The organism is Candidatus Pelagibacter communis (assembly GCF_001180025.1).
In the GTDB taxonomy this organism is placed as follows: domain Bacteria; phylum Pseudomonadota; class Alphaproteobacteria; order Pelagibacterales; family Pelagibacteraceae; genus Pelagibacter; species Pelagibacter ubique_A.
Map to the genome: position 1 here is coordinate 1 of NZ_CVSK01000027.1, position 1,083 is coordinate 1,083.

The following is a 1,083-nucleotide window of genomic DNA, read 5'->3' on the forward strand; positions in this document are numbered from 1 at the left end:
ACATTTCCTGTTGCACCTACTATAGCTATGTTCATTTTAAAGTTGTTATACTAAATAAAAGGTAAATCGCAAACTTTACCACTGCAAATATCACCATTTATGCTTACTTTTACGTTCTGGTCTATATTCCAATGCGATTTTTTCATCATAGCAATACCAATAACTTTTTTAAAATGAGGCGAATAACAGGCTGACCTTAATTCCCCAATGATTTTGTTATTATCATCAGTCAAATCTAAAGATCCTGTTAAACTTATTTTGTCCAAATCTAACTTCACACCCATTAATTTTCTTTTTATACCTTCAGATTTTATTTTCTTTAATTTTTCTTTTCCTAAAAAAATAATATCACTATCTATGTTTACATATTTATCAAAACCACATTCATAAGGATTATCTCCGTTATCCATATCATTGCCATGAGATAACAGTCCACTTTCGATTCGTTCTATTAAATTAGGGCATCCTGGTTTAATATTAAATTCTTTTCCAATTTCAAATAAATGATCATATAGTTTTAAGCCTGCTTCAGTATTTTGAACATATACTTCATAACCTCCTTGTTTAGACCATCCAGATTGTGCGATAAGGTGTTTTGCACCTCCAAATTCAAAATAATCAAAACCAAAAAATTTTAATTTTGTGATCTGTTCTCCAAATACTTTTTCCATCAATTGAAATGATTTTGGACCTTGTACAGCCATGATATCAACTTTTGGCTCTATGATTTTAACATCAAATTTATTTCCAATTGCTAATCCTTTTGCAAATAATATTACGTCCGTATCTGCAATAGAAATCCACCATTTATTTTCATTAATTCTTAAAACAACTGGATCATTAATTAATCCAGCATTATCATCTATAATCGGACAATAATAACATCTTCCATCTTTAGATTTTGATAAATCTCTACAAGTCATTAGCTGAACTAATTTTGCAGAATCTTTTCCTGAGATTTCTACCTGTCTTTCAGCTGCTACATCCCAAATTTGAACATGTTCTTTTAAATGATGATAAGAATCTTCAATTGAACCAAAGGCAGCTGGAAGTAACATATGGTTATAAATTGTATAAGCTGTA

Annotated in this window: 1 protein-coding gene; it reads right to left on the reverse strand. The window is 29.6% G+C overall.

Annotated features, from left to right (window positions below; all coding sequences use genetic code 11):
* Window positions 1–50: 50 nt before the first annotated feature.
* Window positions 51–1,083: dimethylsulfoniopropionate demethylase (locus AMN83_RS00395; protein ID WP_075503421.1), on the reverse strand; the 1,033-nt coding region annotated here is incomplete at its 5' end.